This window comes from Streptomyces sp. bgisy159, assembly GCF_057707805.1.
On the sequence record NZ_JBYIQX010000025.1, the window covers coordinates 53,010 to 70,490 of the forward strand.

Genomic DNA, 17,481 nt, shown 5'->3' on the forward strand with positions numbered 1-17,481 from the left:
GGACGACCGGCGGCACGGCCCGGCGTGAACAGGGATGACTCGTTCGAGTGAACGAGAGCGCCTCGTAAGGTGCGAAGGCGGCCGACATAGCTTACGGGCCGGGCCGTCCGCACGCACCGGGTTTTCGGGGCCTCCCCCGCGCCCGTCAGGTCGACGCCCACCGCCGTCCCCGGCGGACCCGGGCCCGCCGCCCCGCCGTTTCCGGGCTGTCGGTGGCGGGTGGCAGGATCGAGGCATGCCAGACGCGCTCCAAGCCAGCCCCTACGACGCCCTGCTCCTGCTCTCCTTCGGAGGCCCCGAAGGCCCGGACGACGTGGTCCCGTTCCTGGAGAACGTGACGCGCGGGCGCGGCATCCCCAAGGAACGCCTCGAGGAGGTCGGGCAGCACTACTTCGGGTTCGGCGGGGTCAGCCCCATCAACGGCCAGAACCGCGCCCTGCTGGCGGCCCTGCGCAAGGACTTCGCCGACCACGGCCTGGACCTGCCGGTCTACTGGGGCAACCGCAACTGGGCCCCGTACCTCACCGACACGCTGCGCGAGATGGTCGCCGACGGCCGCCGCCGCATCCTGGTCCTCGCCACCAGCGCCTACGCCTCGTACTCCGGCTGCCGGCAGTACCGGGAGAACCTGGCCGACGCGCTGGCGACCCTGGAGGCCGAGGGGCTGCGGCTGCCGCGCGTCGACAAGCTGCGGCACTACTTCAACCACCCCGGCTTCGTCGAACCCATGATCGACGGCGTGCTCCGGTCGCTCGCCGACCTCCCCGACGACGTCCGCGACGGCGCCCACATCGCCTTCTCCACCCACTCCGTCCCGACCGCCGCCGCCGACACCTCCGGTCCGGTCGAGGGCCACGGCGACGGCGGCGCGTACGTGAGGCAGCACCTGGAGGTGGCCCGCCTGATCGCCGACGCCGTCCGTGAGCGCACCGGCGTCGACCACCCCTGGCGACTGGTCTACCAGTCCCGCTCCGGCGCCCCGCACATCCCGTGGCTGGAGCCCGACATCTGCGACCACCTGGAGGAGCGGCACGCCGCGGGTGCTCCGGCGGTGGTCATCGCGCCCATCGGCTTCGTCTCCGACCACATGGAGGTCCTCTACGACCTCGACACCGAGGCGAAGGCGAAGGCCGGGGAACTGGGCCTGCCGATGCGTCGCTCCGCCACCGTCGGCGACGACCCGCGCTTCACCGCCGCGATCCGGGACCTGGTCCTGGAGCGCGCCGCCACCGAGCGCGGCCGGCAGGTCACCCGCTGCGCCCTCGGGACGCTCGGCGCCGACCACGACCTGTGCCCCGTCGGCTGCTGCCCGTCCCGTGCCCCCAAGCCGGCCGCCGCCGGCGCCGACAGCCCCTACGCGTGAGGATCCCGGTGACCGAGCCCCTGCACGACTCCCCGCACGACTCCCTGCACACCGAACTGCTCGCCCTCGCCCAGGAGGCCGCCCGCCGGGCCGGCGCCCTGCTGCGCGACGGCCGCCCCGCCGACCTCGCGGTCGCCGCGACCAAGTCGAGCCCCGTCGACGTGGTCACCGAGATGGACGTCGCCGCCGAGAAACTGATCACCACCCTGATCGCCGAGCGGCGCCCGGACGACGGCTTCCTCGGCGAGGAGGGCGCGACCAGCGAGGGCACCAGCGGCGTCCGCTGGGTGATCGACCCGCTCGACGGCACGGTGAACTACCTCTACGGCCTGCCCACCTGGGCGGTGTCCATCGCCGCCGAGCAGGACGGCGAGACCGTCGTCGGCGTGGTCGAGGTCCCCATGCGCGGCGAGTCGTACCGGGCGGTCCGCGGCGGCGGAGCCTGGGCCACCGGCCCCTGGGAGGGCGAGCGCCGGCTCACGGTCCGCCCCGCGCCCCCGCTGGACCAGGCGCTGGTCTCCACCGGCTTCAACTACGTCGCCGAGGTCCGAGCCCACCAGGCGGAGATCGCCGGGAGGCTGATCCCGCTGCTGCGGGACATCCGGCGCGGCGGCTCGGCCGCGATCGACCTCTGCGACGTGGCCGCCGGCCGGCTCGACGGCTACTACGAGCGCGGGCTGCACCCCTGGGACCTCGCGGCGGGGGACCTCGTCGCCCGGGAAGCGGGCGCCCTGACCGGTGGACGCCCGGGAGAGCGCCCCTCACGCGACCTGGCCATCGCCGCGTCTCCGGGCGTCTACGAGCCCCTCCAGCGGCTACTGGAGGACTTCGGGGCCTGGCACGACTGAGGCCGCCTCCGCCGCCCCGGAGGGCCGGGGCCCTGGCGGCTCCGGCACGGGCGGGACGAGGGCCGTCCCGTCCCGACGCGGGCCGGCCGGCGCGCCCGGTGGGGGCGGGCTCGGTGGGGGCGGCCCAGAGTGACCGGTACGGCCGGGAACGGCCGCGAGCGGCTGCGGCTGCGGCGAGCGAACGCGGTGTGCCGCGCGCGGTGCCGGTGACGGCACGGTACGGGGCGCCGGGGCGCGCCGCGTTGTCCGGCGCGGTAGGGGTGCCTTCGGGCGGTGCCCGGGTCGGCATGGTCCGGGGCCCGTGCAGTGCCGGAGCCGGCACGACCCGGGTCGGCGGGCCGCGCTGTGTGGTCGTGCACTGCGGGTGGCGGGCCGCGCCCTGTGGTCCGGCACGGTGTGCTGCGGCGGGCTGCGGCCGACGCGTGCGGCGTCAGCGGGGCGGCCCGCCGCGCGGGAGGCACCGGGAGGGAGGGCGCCGCCCGGCCCGCCGCACCCGAGGGCCGTCCGCCGTGGCACGCCCCGGACCGCCCGGACAGAGGGCGCCGTGTCCGAGGTGGCCGCGGCCGGCGGCGCGGACCCCACGGGGCGACGACCGCGGGTCGGCCTCGCGGAGGGGCGATCGCCGGCCGTCCCGCCCCAGGACACACGCGAAGGGGCCCCGGCGCTGGATTCGCCGGGGCCCCTGTCGTGCGCACGAGCCGGTCAGACGGTGGGCGCACCGACCTCCACACCGTGTTCGGCGGCGAGACGGTGCAGGTCGTCGAGCTCTGCCTGCTCCACCTCGACGAGGAAGTCGTCGCCCTCGTCACGAGCCCTCGTCAGGTCCGACTCGGTCGCCCTTATGCGCTGCAGAAGTCCTGCGGTGAATGCGTCCATGCTGCGCCCCCTCGTCCTGGGTCGTGGGTCGATGGCACGGGGGTGTGCCGTTTCGGAAGGGGCGATCACGCCTCGACAGGGTGCCCAGCGCAGCCCGGGCTGGGCGGCGGCGGTGCCGGACACCCACGCCCGCTCTGCGGAAAAGCGGATCATCGTGTACCGCATGGTGCTGCGGCACACGCAGAGCGTGATCGCGGGGTGTAAACCGTCCTCCCCCCGCTGTCTTCCGTGGAAACCTCAACCCGCGGAGAAAATCCGTCATTCCCGCGCTCGGATCCCGCCGGTGGGCCGCAGCACCCCGCCTTACTGCCGACTTACGGCCGAAAAGGGCAGGATGGAGGTCCACACCCCAAGCAGACCCCTGCCCGCGCGCGCTCCTGCGGCGCTACGCGGGTGGACACAGGAAGGACAAGCGACGTGCGCGTACTCGTCGTCGAGGACGAGCAGCTGCTCGCCGATGCGGTGGCCACCGGACTGCGCCGGGAGGCCATGGCCGTCGACGTCGTGTACGACGGTGCGGCCGCCCTGGAGCGCATCGGCGTCAACGACTACGACGTGGTCGTCCTCGACCGCGACCTCCCGCTGGTCCACGGCGACGACGTGTGCCGCAAGATCGTCGAGCTGGGCATGCCCACGCGTGTGCTGATGCTCACCGCCTCCGGTGACGTCAGCGACCGTGTCGAGGGCCTGGAGATCGGCGCGGACGACTACCTCCCCAAGCCCTTTGCCTTCAGTGAGCTCATCGCACGCGTGCGTGCCCTCGGCCGGCGTACCAGCATCCCCCTGCCGCCCGTCCTGGAGCGCGCCGGCATCAAGCTCGACCCGAACCGCCGCGAGGTCTTCCGCGACGGCAGGGAGGTGCAGCTGGCGCCGAAGGAGTTCGCCGTCCTGGAGGTGCTGATGCGCTCCGAGGGCGCGGTCGTCTCCGCGGAGCAGCTCCTGGAGAAGGCGTGGGACGAGAACACCGACCCCTTCACCAACGTCGTACGGGTGACCGTCATGACCCTGCGCCGCAAGCTGGGCGAGCCGCCCGTCATCGTCACCGTCCCCGGCTCCGGATACCGGATCTGATCCCCGTGGCCGCGACCCCGGCGCCGCCCCAGGCGCCCCCGAAGCCCACCTGGGACCCACGGCGGCAGGACCCGCCCTTCCCCTGGCTGCGCCCCACCATCCGGATACGGCTCACGCTGCTGTACGGCGGCATGTTCCTGATCGCCGGCATCCTCCTGCTGTCGATCATCTACCTGCTGGCCGCGCAGGCGATCAACACGGGCAACCAGCCCCCGTTCAAGATCGCGGGGGCCAGCGCGCTCAAGGTCACCAGCGACAACTGCCCGGCGATCAACAACGCCGCCACCAACCTCACGCTGACCGACTTCAACGAGGCGATCAGCAGCTGCATCGACCTCCAGCGCCGGCAGGCGCTGGACAACCTCCTCAGCCGCTCCCTCCTCGCCCTGCTCGGGCTCGCGGTGATCGCCTTCGCGTTCGGCTACGCGATGGCCGGCCGCGTGCTGTCCCCGCTCGGCCGGATCACCCGTACCGCGCGCGCGGTCGCCGGATCGGACCTGTCCCGCCGGATCGAGCTGGACGGGCCGGACGACGAGCTGAAGGAGCTGGCCGACACCTTCGACGACATGCTGGAGCGCCTTCAGCGGGCCTTCACCGCCCAGCAGCGCTTCGTCGGCAACGCCTCGCACGAGCTGCGCACGCCGCTGGCGATCAACCGCACCCTGCTGGAGGTGCACCTGTCGGACCCGAACGCGCCGGTGGAGCTGCAGCAGCTCGGCAAGACCCTGCTGGCCACCAACGAGCGCAGCGAACAGCTCGTCGAGGGTCTGCTGCTGCTGGCCCGCAGCGACAACCAGATCGTCGAGCGCAAACCCGTCGACCTCGCGGAGGTGGCCGGTCAGGCCATCGACCAGGTGCACGCCGAGGCGGAGGCCAAGGGCGTGGAGATCCGCGGGGAGCGCGCGACGGCCGTCGTCCAGGGCAACGGCGTCCTGCTGGAGCGCATCGCCCTGAACCTCGTGCAGAACGCCGTGCGCTACAACGTCCCCGAGGGCGGCTGGGTGGAGGTCACCACCGACATCCGGCACGGCCAGGCGGTCCTGGTCGTCTCCAATACCGGTCCGGTCGTGCCGGCGTACGAGATCGACAACCTCTTCGAGCCCTTCCGGCGGCTGCGCACGGAGCGCACCGGCAGCGACAAGGGCGTCGGGCTGGGGCTGTCGATCGTGCGGTCCGTCGCGCGTGCCCACGGCGGGCACATCGCGGCCCAGCCGCGCGACGGGGGAGGGCTCGTGATGCGCGTGACCCTTCCTCTCTGAGATCATGCCGCGACACACACGGGGCTGTTCGCTTTGGGCGGAATTTTCGGACCTGCCGACCCGCCTTCCCGTGTGTGATCGATCACAAGGGCGAATTTCCGGCCATCTACTCTCCGTGATCAAGCAGGCTGCCATAACGCCCGGAAAATCCGGGTTTTCGGGTGTCCTGATCACGGGAAGTACAGGGTGAGACGCCTTTGAACTGCGGCATTGGGACCGTGTACGGTCCGGTTCGCCATCCAAGCCGATCACTCTTGAGGGGTCCGGTTGGGTGTCGATTGAGTAACAGACCTTGATGTGAGGCAAAATCTCCGCCTCAGGTCGGGCACAAGTCCGGCCTCTCACGCGTTACGTGCGCTGGAGACACCGCATACACCCAGAGGGGGAGAGCGACATGGCTACCGACTACGACACTCCACGCAAGACCGACGACGACGTCGACTCCGACAGCCTCGAAGAGCTCAAGGCCCGGCGGAACGACAAGTCCGCCTCGGCTGTCGACGTCGACGAGTTCGAGGCCGCAGAGGGCCTCGAACTGCCGGGCGCCGACCTCTCGAACGAGGAACTGGCGGTTCGAGTGCTGCCCAAGCAGCAGGACGAGTTCACTTGCATGAGCTGCTTCCTGGTGCACCACCGCAGTCAGCTGGCCCGGGAGAAGAACGGTCAGCCGATCTGCCGCGACTGCGACTGAGGCCGGGTCGGCCGTGACTGGCTCGACCCCACCTCGGAAGCGCCGCTTCCGTCCGACGGGAGCGGACAACGGACCGTTCGGCGGTCCTCATCGCATGCGTGACGACGAGCGAGGCTCATCCGGCACGGGAACCTTCCCGGCGGGAGAGGCCTCGCTCGAATCGGTGGGCGGCCGGGGTGACCGCCCGGCACCGGAGGCGACGCCCGATCCCGTCGCCGCCGGGGAGCCCACCACCCACGAGAGGCAGACCGCCCGGGGCAAGGCCGCGGCGGTCCGCAGCACGGCCGCGAGACTGGCCCGGGAAGGCGTCCGCAAGGGCGGCAGCCGAGCCCGGACGGGGCTGACCCACCTCGTGGACCGGATCGTCGAGATCGCCCCCAGGATCCCCGTACGGGACCTTCGGACCTTGCGGGCCCAGTTCCCCGGCCTCACCCCGGAACAGCTCGCCGACAAGCTGGTGGCAGGTGCGGCCGCCGCCACCTCCACCGTGGGCGCCGGCGTCGGCGCGGCCGCGATGCTGCCCGTGCCGCCGGCCATGCCCACCGAGCTGGCCGCGGAGATCACCGGCGTCGCGGCGATCGAACTCAAACTCATCGCCGAACTCCACGAGGTCTACGGCGTACGCCCCGCGGGCAACCTGAAGGACCGCAGCACCGCCTATCTGCGCCAGTGGTCCGGCGAACGCGGGATCGACGTGCTCAAGCCGTCCTCGGTCAACGTCGCGCTGGGTGGCCGGATGAAGCGCGAACTGCGGCAGCAGATCATGAAGCGCATGGTGCGCGACCTGCCGACCCTGACGCCCTTCCTCGTGGGCGCGGCGGTGGGCGCGCTGGTGAACCGGCGCGACACCAAGCGGCTCGCCGCCAGGGTCCGCCGGGACCTGCGCGCCGTCCAGGTGCCCTGGGACGCGCTGCCCGAACTGCCGCCCCTGGAAGCCCCCGCCCACCCGGTGACCCTGCAGGAGATCTCCGGTCTGCCGCGGCAGGGCGGGCCCGACGGCGCGATGCCCGAGTCCGAGCCCGAGTCCGGGGACGCGGACATCGAGAGACCCCTCTGAAGCGGCCGGGGCCCTAGGACCTGCGGGCGGCCTCCAGCGCCTGCGCCAGCCGCTCCGGTTCCCGGGTCGACAGGTACAGGTACGGCGTCGGGTCGTCCGGATCGGTGACCTCGACGCGCAACGCCGTCGGGATGTAGGCGCGCAGCAGCAGGAACGCGCGCGTGTCCGCCTTGTACGTGCGCCAGGCGCGCGCCTCCTCGCCGCTCAGCACCTCGGTGGCACCCAGCGCGCGGACCGGGATCTTCGCCTCACCGGCGATCAGCGAGTCCCCCACCACGCGGATGCGGACCGAGCCGTACGAGCTGGCCACCACGGCCGCCGCCGCGGTCCCGCCGACCAGCCCGCCGAGCAGCGGCAGGGTGCCGAACGGCAGCAGGATCAGGGCGAAGGAGACGCCCACGAGGAAGGACACCAGCCACCACGAGCGGGGGGCGGTGAGGCGTTCTTCGTACGGGGTGGCGGAGAGCTGCATGAGGCCAAGCTTGGCACGGTGCCGGGACCGGGCCGGGACCAGGGCCCCGGCGCGAAGCACCGCCGGGTGGGGGCGGCGGTGGGAGCCGGGCGGGCGGGTAAGGTCTGCGCCTGTGAGTGGTACTTCCCCAGCTCTTCAGCCCCCGGCCGGCGCCGTGAAGCCGGTGCGGCACCCCGACGCTCCCGTACCCGGTGAACTCCTCGGTGCCCACTACGAACAGTGTTTCGGGTGCGGCGGCGGGCAGCCGCACGGGCTGCACCTCCAGGCGCGGGCCGGTGAGGGTGTCACCGTGACCGCCGAGTTCACCGTGCAGCCCGCCCAACAGGGTGCCCCGGGGCTCGCGCACGGCGGGGTGCTGGCGACCGCCCTGGACGAGACGCTGGGCTCCCTGAACTGGCTGCTGCGCACGATCGCCGTGACCGGACGGCTGGAGACCGACTTCGCGCGGCCGGTGCCGGTGGGCACCACCCTTCACCTGGAGGCCGAGGTCACCGCGGTGGCCGGACGGAAGATCTACTCGACCGCCACCGGGCGGATCGGCGGCCCTGACGGGCCCGTCGCGGTGCGCGCCGACGCGCTCTTCGTCGAGGTTGCGGTGGAGCACTTCGTCCACCACGGCCGCGAGGAGGAGATCCGGGCCGCCATGAGCGACCCGGACCAGGTCCGGCGGGCCCGCGCCTTCGAGGTGAACCCGTGAGCCGTGCCCCCCTCGATCTGCTCGTCCGCCGCGTCGACCCGGAGGTACCGCTTCCGACGTACGCGCACCCCGGTGACGCGGGGGCGGATCTGCGCACCACCGAGGCCTGCGAACTGGCGCCGGGGGAGCGGGCGGTGCTGCCCACGGGGGTCGCTGTGGCGTTGCCCGAGGGGTACGCGGCCTTCGTGCATCCCCGGTCGGGGCTCGCCGCCCGGTGCGGCGTCGCCCTCGTGAATGCCCCGGGGACGGTTGATGCCGGGTACCGTGGGGAGATCAAGGTGATCGTGGTGAATCTCGACCCGCGCGAGTCCGTGCGGTTCGAGCGCTTCGACCGGATTGCCCAACTGGTCGTCCAGCAGGTCGAGAGGGTCCGCTTCCAGGAGGTCGCGGAGCTTCCCGACTCGGCGCGGGCCGCGGGGGGCTTCGGGTCCACCGGCGGCCATGCCGCCGTGGCGGGAACGAACAGCACAAGCGGTCAGGCCGCCGAAGGCGGCACAGCGGGTGGGTATCGATACGCTTCGGTCGTATCAGACCGGGAAGGACAGTGACGTGTTCGGACGTCGCAAGAAGAAGGATGCCGCCGAGGGCGCGGCCGGCGAGGCCGAGCAGGTCGTCGACAGCGTCGACACCGAGGCGGACGACGAAGAGGGCGCGCGCGAGCGCGTGCGTCTGGAGCCCGAACCGCGGCCCGACGGGCCCTGGGACAGCTCGGAGGTGAGCGAGCCCGGCGAGGGCCGCGTCGACCTGGGTGGTCTCTTCGTGCCGGGAGTCGACGGCATGGAGCTCCGGGTCGAGGTCGCGGGCGACGCGATCGTCGCGGCGACCGTGGTGCTACGGGACAGCGCCATCCAGCTGCAGGCCTTCGCCGCGCCCAAGCGCGAGGGCATCTGGGGCGAGGTGCGCGAGGAGATCGGCTCGGGCATCACCCAGCAGGGCGGCATCATCGACGAGGTCGAGGGTCCCCTGGGCTGGGAGCTGCGGGCTCAGGTCCCGGTGCAACTGCCGGACGGCACGAGCGGCTTCCACGTCGTGCGGTTCGTCGGCGTGGACGGTCCGCGCTGGTTCCTGCGTGGTGTCATCTCGGGCCAGGGCGCGGTGCAGCCGCAGGCCGCCGGACTGCTGGAGCAGATCTTCCGGGACACCGTCGTGGTTCGCGGCGAGGGCCCGATGGCCCCGCGCGATCCGATCGTCCTGAAGCTGCCGAACGACGCACAGATGGTGCCGGAGGGTGTCCAGCAGGAGGAGGGCTCCCGCTTCTCCGGCGGTATGGGGCAGCTGCAGCGCGGGCCGGAGATCACCGAGGTCCGCTAGGACTGTCACAGCGAAAGCGTGGAGGGCCGCACCCCCGGGTGCGGCCCTTCTGCACGCCCGCGCCTCCGTGAACGGCACCGGTGCGCTGACCCTGCGCGACCGGCCGGCCTGCACCGCTCCCCGTCGTCGCCCGGAAGGCACTCACGCGCGGGGCGGCCCCGAGCAACAATCCCGAGTGGACGAACCATTGAGGGCCGGGCGGAAGATCGCGATACTGACGCCCGGCCACGGGGGAACAGGGGAGGACAGATGAGCCAGGTCGCCACCGAGACCATGGTCCGGGTGGACAACGTCCACAAGTCGTACGGGGAGGGAGCCGCCGCCGTCCACGCGCTGCGCGGGGTCTCCTTCGACATCCCGCGCGGGGAACTGGTCGCGCTCAAGGGCCGTTCGGGCTCCGGCAAGACGACACTGCTCAACCTCGTCGGCGGACTCGACACACCGGACGGGGGCCGGATCACCGTCGACGGCACGGACCTGTCCGAGCTCGGCGAGGACGGCCTGCTGGCCCTGCGCCGGGACCGCGTCGGCTTCGTCTTCCAGTCGTTCGGGCTGATCCCGATCCTCACGGCCGCCGAGAACGTGGGGGTGCCGCTGCGGATGCGCCGGGCCGACGTGCGCGAGCGCGAGGAGCGCGTCGAGCTGCTGTTGTCGCTGGTGGGCCTGGCCGATCACGCGGCACAGCGGCCCACCGAGCTCTCCGGCGGCCAGCAGCAGCGGGTGGCCATCGCCCGGGCCCTCGCCAACAGCCCGTCGCTGCTGATCGCCGACGAGCCCACCGGCCAGCTGGACGCGGAGACGGGCCACTCGGTCATGGAGCTGCTGCGCGCGGTCGTGCGCAGCGAACAGGTCACCGCCCTGGTCGCCACGCACGACGCGAACCTGCTCGACCTGGCCGACCGCGTTCTGGAGCTGCGCGACGGGGAGATCCGGGGGGAGGACGGGTAGGGCCCTGTCGGCTGCCGTCTCGTGGGCCGTGCGGAGCGGGGGGCGGGCGGCCGTGCTGGTCGTGCAGGCCGCAGGCGCCCAGGTCCTTCGCCGCGCCGTAAGGCGGCCGGGGCCGCGGGGGTGGGAGTACGGTGCGGAGGGCAGGCTTCGTCACCCGGGTGCTCCTGATCGGCCACGCGTCGCGGACCGTGCGCCCTGGTCTCCGGCCTTCGGGCACGCACGTACTCGCACGCGGGCGCCGATCCCGGTGCTGTCGGCCCGGCACTCCTCCGACGAGCAGGCGGCGGTGCTGGAAGGGCACCGGGCCGGGGGCGGGCCACCGCTTCGAACGTCAGCCCGTCCGGGGTGGTGACCGGGGCTACGGCGGGAGCGGTGCACCCCGGTACGCTTCAGATATGAGTGCCGTTCCTCGTTCCGACAAGCCGGCGGGTCGCTTCCGCCGCATGCTCGACCGGCTCTCCTCGTCGCAGGAGGACCTGGAGTCCGAGGAGCTGCGGGAGGACGCCGAGACGGCCGGCTGTACACGCATCGGTGACTGCCAGGACCGGCAGATAGTGACGGTTACTGGTACCTTGCGCACGGTCACGCTGCGGCCGCGCGCGGGAGTCCCGGCCCTGGAGGCCGAGCTGTTCGACGGTTCCGCCGCGCTGGACGTGGTGTGGCTCGGCAGGCGCTCCATCGTGGGGATCGAGCCCGGGCGGCGACTGATCGCGTCGGGCCGGATCTCGATGAGCAGAGGCCGCCGGGTGCTGTTCAACCCGAAGTACGAACTGAGACCCCTCGGTAGGGAGTAGCCGGTGACGTCGCTCGACAAGTCGACGCAGGACACGGAAGCGGACGACGCCCGGGCGGTGACGGAGGCCGCGCTGTTCGAGGCCTTCGGCGGGGTCCGGGGCATGGTCGAGACGGTGGTGCCCGGGCTCCTCTTCGTCACGATCTACACGGTCAACAAGGACCTGCACATGTCCGCGATCGCCGCGCTCGCGGTGTCGCTGGTCCTGGTCGTGGTGCGGCTGGCGATGAAGGACACCGTCAAGCACGCCTTCAGCGGGGTCTTCGGCGTCGCCTTCGGCGTCGTCTTCGCGATGATGACCGGCAACGCCAAGGACTTCTACCTTCCCGGCATGCTCTACACGCTGGGCCTGGCGCTGGCCTACATCGTCACCACGCTGTGCGGGGTCCCGCTGATCGGGGTGATCCTCGGCCCGGTCTTCAAGGAGAACCTCTCCTGGCGCACCCGCAACCCCGGCCGCAAGAAGGCGTACGCGAAGGCCAGCTGGGCCTGGGGCCTGATCCTGCTCGCCAAGTGCGCGATCCTCTTCCCGCTGTACTGGTGGGCCGACACCACCCAGCTCGGCTGGGTCCTGATCGCCCTGAAGATCCCGCCGTTCCTGCTCGCGGTCTGGCTGACCTGGGTGTTCCTGGCGAAGGCGCCCGCGCCCATCGACGTGTTCGCGGAGATGGAGGCGGCGGAGAAGGCCGAGCGGGAGGAGGCCGCGGCGAAGCCGGCCGAGTGAGCGTGGCCGGGTGAGCGTGGCCGGGTGACAGAGACCCGGTGACACAAGCCGGCCGACCGCGCAAACGCCGAGGGCGCCCTGGGAGACCAGGGCGCCCTCGGCGTCCGTCCGTCCGTTCGCACGGCGAGCGCCGCGGAGGTGTGTCAGTCGGTCGCGTCCGCGCGCCGGACCGACAGCAGGTCCTCCAGCTGCTCCTCGCGGGCCTGGGCGGCCACGAAGAGGAGTTCGTCGCCCGCCTCCAGGGAGTCGGCGGGGGACGGGGTGAGGACCCGGGTGCCGCGGATGATGGTGACCAGCGAGGTGTCCTCCGGCCACTCCACCTCGCCGACCTGGGTGCCGGCCAGGGCCGACTCCTCGGGCAGGGTCAGTTCGACGAGGTTGGCGTCACCGTGGCTGAAGCGGAGCAGCCGGACCAGGTCGCCGACGCTCACCGCCTCCTCGACCAGGGCGGACATCAGACGCGGGGTCGACACGGCGACGTCCACGCCCCAGGACTCGTTGAACAGCCACTCGTTCTTCGGGTTGTTCACCCGGGCGACGACCCGCGGGACGCCGTACTCCGTCTTCGCCAGCAGGGAGACGACGAGATTGACCTTGTCGTCGCCCGTGGAGGCGATCACCACGTTGCAGCGCTGCAACGCCGCCTCGTCCAGGGACGTGATCTCGCAGGCGTCGGCGAGCAGCCACTCCGCCAGCGGGACGCGCTCGACCGAGATCGCGGTCGGCGCCTTGTCGATGAGCAGGACCTCGTGGCCGTTCTCCAGCAGCTCGCCCGCGATCGAGCGGCCCACCGCGCCGGCTCCGGCAATGGCGACCCTCATCAGTGACCGCCTTCCTCAGGGCCCTTGGCGAACGCCGCCTCGACCCGCTCGACCTCGTCCGACCGCATCATCACATGCACCAGATCGCCCTCCTGCAGCACCGTCTGCGAGCTGGGCACGATCGCCTCACCGAGCCGGGTCAGGAACGCCACCCGGACGCCCGTCTCCTCCTGCAGCGTGCTGATCTTGTGTCCGACCCATGCGGTGGAGGTGTGCACCTCCGCCAGCTGGACACCCCCGGTGGGGTCCGTCCACAGCGGCTCGGCGCCGGACGGCAGCAGCCGGCGCAGCATCTGGTCGGCGGTCCAGCGCACGGTGGCGACCGTGGGGATGCCCAGCCGCTGGTACACCTCGGCGCGCCGGGGGTCGTAGATCCGGGCGGCCACGTTCTCGATGCCGAACATCTCGCGGGCCACCCGGGCCGCGATGATGTTGGAGTTGTCGCCGCTGGAGACCGCGGCGAAGGCACCGGCCTCCTCGATGCCCGCCTCCCGCAGGGTGTCCTGATCGAAGCCCACGCCGGTGACCCGCCGTCCGCCGAAGGAGGAGCCGAGACGGCGGAACGCGGTGGGGTCCTGGTCGATCACGGCGACCGTGTGCCCCTGCTGCTCGAGGTTCTGGGCGAGGGCGGAGCCCACTCTGCCGCAGCCCATGATGACAATGTGCACGGACTTACACCACACTTCCCGCAGGGCCTCTGACCTGGGCAAACGTCCCGCTCATTTTTCTCTTCCGGCTCGTCGGGCAACATGTGCGGCCGCCATGACGGCCGTCAGTGACCATCATGCCGGTGATGCCGCGTCATGGTCCCACTCGGGGGCGCCGGAGCCGGCGCGGGGACGGTGCGGGCGGGGCGGTGTGCCGCCGTCTGTTCGAAGGCTTACGATCCTCTGTTGTGTCCAAACTGACCGACGTGCCCAAGCGAATTCTGATCGGGCGCGCACTGCGCAGTGATCGGCTCGGAGAAACGCTCCTGCCGAAGCGCATCGCACTCCCCGTCTTCGCCTCCGACCCGCTGTCCTCCGTGGCCTACGCGCCCGGGGAGGTGTTGCTGGTCCTGTCGATCGCGGGCGTGTCGGCCTACCACTTCGCCCCCTGGATCGCCGTCGCGGTCGTCATCCTGATGTTCACCGTGGTGGCGTCCTACCGGCAGAACGTGCACGCCTACCCCAGCGGCGGCGGCGACTACGAGGTCGCGAACACCAACCTCGGCCCGCGGGCCGGACTGACCGTGGCCAGTGCCCTGCTCGTGGACTACGTGCTCACGGTCGCCGTGTCGATCTCCTCCGGCGTCGAGAACCTCGGCTCGGCCGTGCCGTTCTTCGTCGAGCACAAGGCGCTGTGCGCCGTCGCCATCATCGTGCTGCTCACGCTGATGAACCTGCGCGGCGTGAAGGAGTCCGGCAAACTCTTCGCCATTCCCACGTACGTCTTCGTCACCAGCGTGTTCCTGCTGATCGCATGGGGGGCCTTCCGCGGCCTGGTGCTGGGCGACACCATGCAGGCCCCCACCGCCGAGCTGCACATCGAGCCCGAACAGCAGGGCCTGGCCGGGTTCGCACTCGTCTTCCTGCTGCTGCGCTCGTTCTCCTCCGGCTGCGCCGCGCTCACCGGCGTCGAGGCGATCAGCAACGGCGTACCCGCGTTCCGCAGGCCGAAGTCGAGGAACGCGGCGACCACGCTGGCCCTGATGGGCCTGTTCGCGGTGTCCATGTTCTGCGGCATCATCGCCCTGGCCCTGGCCACTGACGTCCACATGGCGGAGAACCCGGCCGCCGACCTGCTCCGCGGCGGTGTCCCGGTGGGCGCCGACTACGTCCAGGACCCGGTGATCTCCCAGGTCGCCGCCGCCGTCTTCGGCAAGGGCAGCTTCTTCTTCGTCCTGCTCGCGGCGGCCACCGCGCTGGTGCTGTTCCTCGCCGCCAACACCGCCTACAACGGCTTCCCGCTGCTCGGCTCGATCCTCGCGCAGGACCGTTACCTGCCGCGCCAGCTGCACACCCGCGGCGACCGGCTCGCCTTCTCCAACGGCATCGTGCTGCTCGCGGGCGCCGCGGCACTGCTGACCGTCATCTACAACGCCGACTCCACCCGCCTCATCCAGCTGTACATCGTCGGCGTCTTCGTCTCCTTCACGCTCAGCCAGACCGGCATGGTCCGGCACTGGAACCGCCACCTGGCCGGCGAGACCGACCCGGGGCAGCGCCGCCGTATGGTCCGCTCCCGGGCCATCAACGCGTTCGGCGCCTTCTTCACCGGCCTGGTGCTGGTCGTCGTCCTGGTGACCAAGTTCGAGCACGGCGCCTGGGTGTCCCTGCTCGGCATGGTGATCTTCTACGTGACCATGACCGCGATCCGGAAGCACTACGACCGGGTCTCCGAGGAGATCGCGGCGCCCGAGGAGCCCAGCGACGACACGATCCGCCCCTCCCGGCTCCACTCCATCGTGCTGGTCTCCAAGATCCACCGGCCGACGCTGCGCGCCCTGTCCTACGCCCAGCTGCTGCGCTCGGACAGCCTGGAGGCGCTCAGCGTCAACGTGGACCCGGCCGAGACGAAGGCGCTGCGCGCCGAGTGGGAGCGGCGCGGCATCGACGTACCGCTGAAGGTCCTGGACTCGCCCTACCGCGAGGTGACCCGGCCCGTCATCGACTACGTCAAGAGCCTGCGCCGCCAGTCGCCGCGCGACGCGGTGTCGGTGATCATCCCCGAGTACGTGGTGGGCCACTGGTACGAGCATCTGCTGCACAACCAGAGCGCCCTCCGGCTCAAGGGCCGGCTGCTGTTCACGCCGGGCGTCATGGTCACCTCGGTGCCGTACCAGCTGCAGTCCTCCGAGGCCGCCAAGCGGCGCGCCCGCAGGCAGGCGGAGTGGAACGCGCCCGGCTCGGTGCGGCGTGGCCCCGCGACGGAGGAGGCGGCGAAGAAGCCGTCGTCGCGGAAGTAGACTGGTGGGCTGTTGTCGGTCCGTACGCCCTCGTCGCCGCGGTCCGCGTTCCCGGACGCCGTCCCCCTCTCGATCTGGAGTCACCCCGCCATGCAGGCAGAACCGAAGAAGTCGCTGGTGGGCGTGGAGTACGAGGTCGAGGTCGGTCCCGTCGCCCACGGCGGCCACTGCATCGCCCGCACCGAGGCCGGCCAGGTGCTGTTCGTGCGGCACACGCTGCCCGGTGAGCGGGTCGTCGCCCGGGTCACCGAGGGTGAGGAGGGCGCCCGGTTCCTGCGCGCGGACGCGGTGCGGGTGCTGGAGGCGTCCAAGGACCGCGTCGAGGCACCCTGCCCGTACGCCGGTCCGGGCCGCTGCGGTGGCTGCGACTGGCAGCACGCCAAGCCGGGCGCGCAGCGCCGGATGAAGGGCGAGGTCGTCGCCGAGCAGCTGCGCCGGCTCGCGGGCCTCACGCCCGAGGAGGCCGGCTGGGACGGCACGGTGATGCCGGCGGAGGGCGACAAGCTGCCCGCCGGGCAGGTGCCGCAGTGGCGTACGCGGGTGCAGTACGCGGTGGACGCCGAGGGCCGGGCCGGACTGCGCCGGCACCGCTCGCACGAGGTCGAGCCGGTCGACCACTGCCTGATCGCCGCCGAGGGCGTCAGCGAGCTGGGCGTCGAGAAACGGGACTGGACCGGCATGGAGACCGTCGAGGCGATCGCGGCCACCGGGTCCCAGGACCGCCAGGTCATCCTCACCCCGAAGCCGGGCGAACGGCTGCCGATCGTGGAACTGGACCGGCCGGTGTCCGTCATGCGCGTCGGGGAGAAGGACGGCGGCGTCCACCGCGTCCACGGCCGCCCCTTCGTCCGCGAGCGTGCGGACGGCCGTACCTACCGGGTCGGCAGCGGCGGCTTCTGGCAGGTCCACCCGAAGGCGGCGGACACCCTGGTGACCGCCGTGATGCAGGGCCTGCTGCCCCGCAAGGGCGAGACGGCCCTCGACCTCTACTGCGGCGTCGGCCTCTTCGCCGGCGCGCTGGCCGACCGGCTCGGCGAGAAGGGCGCGGTGCTCGGCATCGAGTCCGGCAAGCGCGCGGTCGAGGACGCGCGGCACAACCTCGCCGGCTTCCCCCGGGTCCGCATCGAACAGGGCAAGGTCGAGTCCGTCCTCCCGCGTACCGGCATCACGGAGGTCGACCTCATCGTCCTCGACCCGCCCCGCGCCGGCGCCGGCCGCGCCACCGTCGAACACCTGACGTCCCTGAGCGCCCGCCGCATCGCCTACGTCGCCTGCGACCCGGCGGCGCTGGCCCGGGACCTGGGGTACTTCCGGGACGGGGGGTACCGGGTACGGACGGTGCGGGTGTTCGATCTGTTTCCGATGACGCACCACGTTGAGTGTGTCGCGATCCTCGAACCGGCCGCGAAGCGCTCCTGACCTGCGCTTTCTTCCGTGCGCATTATGTGTGGTGTGGGTGTTACGGGCGATATCTTCACGCTGAAATCACGCTTGTGACGCTCAATTGACGCTCGTTCTGATGGTGTGTCACCTCACTGGTCGTGCAGATCCTGCTGGGTGGAAGACGTGCTCCCGAAGGCTGGCTTTGCGGGAACTCGAACGA

Annotated in this window: 18 protein-coding genes; 14 read left to right on the top strand and 4 right to left on the bottom strand. The window is 71.9% G+C overall.

The window, feature by feature from the left end; all coding sequences use genetic code 11:
• Positions 1-235: 235 nt before the first annotated feature.
• Both AC3ET3_RS23080 and AC3ET3_RS23085 read left to right on the top strand, forming a co-directional pair.
• Positions 236-1,363, top strand: coding sequence for a ferrochelatase (locus tag AC3ET3_RS23080; protein ID WP_432136335.1), 1,128 nt, complete (start codon positions 236-238; stop codon positions 1,361-1,363).
• 8 nt (positions 1,364-1,371) lie between these two features.
• On the top strand, positions 1,372-2,211 hold the full coding sequence (locus AC3ET3_RS23085) for an inositol monophosphatase family protein (protein WP_432136336.1): 840 nt from the start codon (positions 1,372-1,374) through the stop codon (positions 2,209-2,211).
• Positions 2,212-2,913: 702 nt separating this feature from the next.
• Here the strand turns inward: AC3ET3_RS23085 and AC3ET3_RS23090 are convergent.
• The gene (locus tag AC3ET3_RS23090; RefSeq protein WP_432136337.1) at positions 2,914-3,087 is read right to left on the bottom strand and encodes a hypothetical protein; all 174 of its coding nucleotides are present in this window, start codon (positions 3,085-3,087) and stop codon (positions 2,914-2,916) included.
• Between the two features lie 417 nt (positions 3,088-3,504).
• On the opposite strand from AC3ET3_RS23090, the gene AC3ET3_RS23095 reads away from it, so the two are divergent.
• The 4 genes from AC3ET3_RS23095 to AC3ET3_RS23110 all read left to right on the top strand — a co-directional run bounded on the left by AC3ET3_RS23095 (position 3,505) and on the right by AC3ET3_RS23110 (position 7,165).
• Positions 3,505-4,158: a response regulator transcription factor gene (locus AC3ET3_RS23095; protein WP_432136338.1), complete on the top strand. Its 654-nt coding sequence runs from the start codon at positions 3,505-3,507 to the stop codon at positions 4,156-4,158.
• A gap of 5 nt (positions 4,159-4,163) precedes the next feature.
• Positions 4,164-5,417, top strand: coding sequence for a sensor histidine kinase (locus AC3ET3_RS23100; RefSeq protein WP_432136339.1), 1,254 nt, complete (start codon positions 4,164-4,166; stop codon positions 5,415-5,417).
• Between the two features lie 394 nt (positions 5,418-5,811).
• Positions 5,812-6,108: a DUF4193 domain-containing protein gene (locus tag AC3ET3_RS23105; protein WP_003993510.1), complete on the top strand. Its 297-nt coding sequence runs from the start codon at positions 5,812-5,814 to the stop codon at positions 6,106-6,108.
• Positions 6,109-6,121: 13 nt separating this feature from the next.
• Positions 6,122-7,165, top strand: coding sequence for a hypothetical protein (locus AC3ET3_RS23110; protein ID WP_435612807.1), 1,044 nt, complete (start codon positions 6,122-6,124; stop codon positions 7,163-7,165).
• A gap of 13 nt (positions 7,166-7,178) precedes the next feature.
• On the opposite strand, the gene AC3ET3_RS23115 is transcribed toward AC3ET3_RS23110, so the two are convergent.
• On the bottom strand, positions 7,179-7,637 hold the full coding sequence (locus AC3ET3_RS23115) for a DUF3093 domain-containing protein (RefSeq protein ID WP_432136341.1): 459 nt from the start codon (positions 7,635-7,637) through the stop codon (positions 7,179-7,181).
• Between the two features lie 112 nt (positions 7,638-7,749).
• On the opposite strand from AC3ET3_RS23115, the gene AC3ET3_RS23120 reads away from it, so the two are divergent.
• From AC3ET3_RS23120 to AC3ET3_RS23145, 6 genes are all read left to right on the top strand, one after another.
• Complete coding sequence (locus AC3ET3_RS23120) at positions 7,750-8,334, top strand: PaaI family thioesterase (protein ID WP_435612808.1); 585 nt, start codon at positions 7,750-7,752, stop codon at positions 8,332-8,334.
• Positions 8,331-8,882: a dUTP diphosphatase gene (gene dut / locus AC3ET3_RS23125; protein ID WP_432136343.1), complete on the top strand. Its 552-nt coding sequence runs from the start codon at positions 8,331-8,333 to the stop codon at positions 8,880-8,882. The genes AC3ET3_RS23120 and dut overlap by 4 nt, the downstream gene beginning before the upstream one ends.
• 1 nt (position 8,883) lies before the next feature.
• Entirely contained in the window at positions 8,884-9,645 is a 762-nt protein-coding gene (locus AC3ET3_RS23130; RefSeq protein WP_432136344.1) for a DUF3710 domain-containing protein, read from the top strand.
• 249 nt (positions 9,646-9,894) lie between these two features.
• Positions 9,895-10,593 carry an ABC transporter ATP-binding protein gene (locus AC3ET3_RS23135; RefSeq protein ID WP_435612809.1) on the top strand — a complete coding sequence of 233 codons (699 nt, stop codon included), beginning with the start codon at positions 9,895-9,897 and terminating at the stop codon, positions 10,591-10,593.
• Between the two features lie 395 nt (positions 10,594-10,988).
• Positions 10,989-11,387, top strand: a complete 399-nt coding sequence (locus AC3ET3_RS23140; protein ID WP_432136346.1) for an OB-fold nucleic acid binding domain-containing protein — start codon at positions 10,989-10,991, stop codon at positions 11,385-11,387.
• 3 nt (positions 11,388-11,390) lie between these two features.
• The gene (locus AC3ET3_RS23145) at positions 11,391-12,110 is read left to right on the top strand and encodes a DUF3159 domain-containing protein (RefSeq protein WP_432136347.1); all 720 of its coding nucleotides are present in this window, start codon (positions 11,391-11,393) and stop codon (positions 12,108-12,110) included.
• A gap of 143 nt (positions 12,111-12,253) precedes the next feature.
• Here AC3ET3_RS23145 and AC3ET3_RS23150 read toward each other — a convergent pair whose 3' ends face one another.
• Positions 12,254-12,931: a potassium channel family protein gene (locus AC3ET3_RS23150; protein ID WP_432136348.1), complete on the bottom strand. Its 678-nt coding sequence runs from the start codon at positions 12,929-12,931 to the stop codon at positions 12,254-12,256.
• Entirely contained in the window at positions 12,931-13,599 is a 669-nt protein-coding gene (locus tag AC3ET3_RS23155) for a potassium channel family protein (protein WP_432136349.1), read from the bottom strand. The genes AC3ET3_RS23150 and AC3ET3_RS23155 overlap by 1 nt, the downstream gene beginning before the upstream one ends.
• 227 nt (positions 13,600-13,826) lie before the next feature.
• On the opposite strand from AC3ET3_RS23155, the gene AC3ET3_RS23160 reads away from it, so the two are divergent.
• Both AC3ET3_RS23160 and AC3ET3_RS23165 read left to right on the top strand, forming a co-directional pair.
• Positions 13,827-15,878 (top strand): APC family permease, encoded by a 2,052-nt coding sequence (locus tag AC3ET3_RS23160; RefSeq protein ID WP_432136350.1) that lies wholly within the window; start codon positions 13,827-13,829, stop codon positions 15,876-15,878.
• A 90-nt stretch (positions 15,879-15,968) separates the two neighbouring features.
• Positions 15,969-17,297 carry a class I SAM-dependent RNA methyltransferase gene (locus AC3ET3_RS23165; RefSeq protein ID WP_432136351.1) on the top strand — a complete coding sequence of 443 codons (1,329 nt, stop codon included), beginning with the start codon at positions 15,969-15,971 and terminating at the stop codon, positions 17,295-17,297.
• Positions 17,298-17,481: the final 184 nt, after the last annotated feature.